The organism is Acidiphilium sp. (genome assembly GCF_049977125.1).
In the GTDB taxonomy this organism is placed as follows: Bacteria; Pseudomonadota; Alphaproteobacteria; order Acetobacterales; family Acetobacteraceae; genus Acidiphilium.
Genome location: NZ_JBMFGY010000255.1, coordinates 1 through 3,070 on the forward strand (window position 1 = coordinate 1; position 3,070 = coordinate 3,070).

The 3,070-nt window shown below is 61.0% G+C and carries 1 protein-coding gene and 1 pseudogene; one reads left to right on the forward strand and one right to left on the reverse strand.

The window, feature by feature from the left end; all coding sequences use genetic code 11:
* The first annotated feature begins 66 nt into the window (after positions 1 to 66).
* Positions 67 to 726: pseudogene (locus ACP5E6_RS17700) on the forward strand (IS6 family transposase).
* 59 nt (positions 727 to 785) lie between these two features.
* Here ACP5E6_RS17700 and ACP5E6_RS17705 read toward each other — a convergent pair.
* Positions 786 to 2,804 (reverse strand): AI-2E family transporter, encoded by a 2,019-nt coding sequence (locus ACP5E6_RS17705; RefSeq protein ID WP_427956482.1) that lies wholly within the window; start codon positions 2,802 to 2,804, stop codon positions 786 to 788.
* Positions 2,805 to 3,070: the final 266 nt, after the last annotated feature.

Sequence of the window (3,070 nt, forward strand, 5' to 3'; positions counted from 1 at the left end):
TAGCGATCTCGCATGGCGGACTTGCCGTCGTCATTTCGCTTGAAGGGGTATCGCTTTCCCCGATAGGTGATCGCGTATGCGGTCTGGAGCTATTACCGTTTCAACCTGAGCCTGAGGGACGTTGAAGAGCTGCTGGCTGAACGCGGTGTGACGGTGAGCTACTAGACGATCCGGGCATGGATCGATCGGTTCGGGCCGCAGATCGCAGCACGGATCCGGCGCGACAGACCATCGGCGGGCGATAAATGGCCTATCGACGAGATGGTGATCACCATCGGCGGTGAGCCGCACTGGCTATGGCGTGCCGTCGATGACCGGGGCGACGTGCTGGACATCCTGGTCCAGAAACGCCGCAATGCCCGTGCTGCCCGACGGTTTCTCCGTAAGCTGATGCATCGATGGGGGCAGCTGCCGCGCGTCGTGGTGACCGACAAGCTGCGGAACTATGACGTAGCACTCCGCTCGGATTGCCGCAGTGCCGATCATCGAACCCACAAGCAGTTGAACAATCGGATCGAAGTCTCTCACCGCCATACAAGACGACGAGAGAAGATCATGGGCCGGTTCAAGTCCGCCGGCCAGGCCCAGAGATTTCTCGCCACCCACGACCAGATCATCACCCTGTTCCGCCCGAAACGCCACCGCCTCTCCGCCCGATCATTCCGCCACAGCCGAGCCGACGCATTTTCGCTCTGGAACGACCACGTCGCCAACTTGGCCGCTTGATCGATCGGGTCTTGGTCAGAGCCTGCCCCATCTATTCAACTTGACAATGCTCTCACGCGCTATGCTGCCCCAGGTTGAATCGGCAGACCGAGCCTGAAAACATGCTCTTCCGACTGTGACTCAGGATCGGCTAGAATTGGCGACACCGGCGCCCGCTGCGCCATCGCAATCGCGGCGCCCAGCACCTGATCGACCGCATCGCGCAGCGAAGTCGGATAGTAGGTTGCCCCGATTGCGGCCTGAAAATCGGCATAACGTTCATAATCGGCCTTGGATGTCCAGAAACCAGCCGAGATCGGGGCGTCGGGACAGGCAGTGCGTATGCGTTGCGCGAGGTAGCGCAAGCTGGACGGTGCCGCCGCGATGTCGAGATAGCACAGAAACACGAGGGCGACTCCCTCGGTATCAAGGCTGGCGATATGGGTGCGCGCCGCCGCATCATGCGCGACGACGCGGGTCCCGATACCGTGCTTGGACAGAAGCTGCGCGATGATCGCACAGGCCTCGCCATCGAGCGGACCCCGCCCGGCGATGCAGAGCACGGGCGCCGCACCCTGCCAGATCGGTGCCAATTGTGCTTGCGGCGGCAGGTACAGTTGCGGTGCCGACGGATGGGGCTCGGTCTGTTCGGCAAGGCTCTGCCCGGCAGGATCGGCGAGCGAAGCGGTGTGCTCGGGCTTTTCAGCATCATCCTGGTCACTCAACCCATCGAGCAATTCAGCAACGGTCATGGTGATCCGCTCCAACTGCCCCGGATAGAGCGCACCCCGCGCCGCATCGCCGGCAGCGAGGCGCAGGGCGGGGAGCACGACAGTGTCGTAATAGCCGCACAACGAGCGGTCGCGCAGCAGGATCTCGGCCTGATCCAACGCCTCGTCCGGATCGCCGGCCAGGGCGCGCTGGTAGAAGGTTTCTACCGGGGTCAATGCTGGGCGGTCCCCCAGCAGCACATCGAGAAATTCCAGCCGCTCCACGTGCCGACCTAATACCACGAAGCACAGGGTCAGCGGCGTCGACAGCAGCAGTCCGATCGGCCCCCACAGCCATCCCCAGAAAATCGCGGCAATCACCACCGAAATCGGCGACAAGCCGGTGGTGCGGCCGTACATCATCGGCTCGACCACCTGGCCTACCAACATTTCGCCGACCACGAACAGCACCAGGGTCCAGATCGCCATCGACCAGCCGGGATCGACTGCGGCCGCCAGCAGCAGCGGCGGCACCGCGGCGATGAAACTGCCGATATAGGGAATGAACCGCGCGAGCGTGGTCAATACACCCCATAGGATCGCGCCGGGCACACCGATCGCGAACAGGCCAAGTCCGACCACGATGCCAAACCCGGCATTGATCAGGAATTTGGTCAGGAAATATCGGCTGAGCCGTTCGGCCGCATCGTCGAGTGCCGTGGTGGTGCGGTGCAGATCGGTTGAGCCGAACAAGCGGATCATACGATCGCGCAGATCTTCCCGATAAAGTAAAATGAATGTTGCAACGACGAAAACGATAAACATCTCCGCCAGCGGATCGAGCAGCGGACCCACGATCCCCTTGGCAACATCGCTCGGCGCGGTGGGTTGCGGCACCACGGAAACGCGTTCGGGTGGCGGCGGCTGGTTGAGCAACCGGCTTACCTGGTGCGGCGATGCGGCGTGCTGCAGCTCCTTGCCGGCCTGTTTGACGAAGCTGTTATAATTGCCGATCGTTGCATTACGGATCGTGTCGATTTTTTTTATAATTATAGTCCTTTCGGCCGGTACTTCCTGAATCAGCGCGCTGATCTGGGTGCCGATGATGGTACCAAGCCCGAGCAGAACGACCAGTGGCAGGAGCATCGCCAGCATCACTGAACCGGCGCGACCGCAACGCCAGCGGCGAAACCAGGCAGCGATCGGCGCAACCAGAAAGCTAAGCAGGACCGCTAGCGTAATCGGGATCAGAACCTCCCGTGCGAAATACAACGCGCACACCACCACCGCCGCAACGGCAAGTGACAACAATCCGCGCAATCCGGGTGTTTCAGCGGGCGGAACCGTGACCTTGCCGTCTGTAACCGGCGTCGGTCGCATCGTTTGCATTTCTGTATCCCCGTTTTTACAGATATGGGGAGATCAGGTACCGGAAAAACCCCAGGGCTCACATGGGGGTAGTGGTGTCAACCCGAATTTTCAGCACAAGAATGATCCTGGTCTCGGTGTTTGATGGGGACGCTCCCTCGTTCTGAGCAAGATAATTGGTGATTCCGCTCTCCCATACAGACATCCCTATGTTCGATCGAAAAGACCATCCCTCCGTCCCGACCAGCTTTTCACTGCGCAAGGCAGCGGGTGGCGGTCAAGGATGG

Bases quoted from the DNA above. Each gene is read 5' to 3' on its own strand.
- ACP5E6_RS17705 (WP_427956482.1), bottom strand. From the start codon at position 2,804: ATGCAAACGATGCGACCGACGCCGGTTACAGACGGCAAGGTCACGGTT.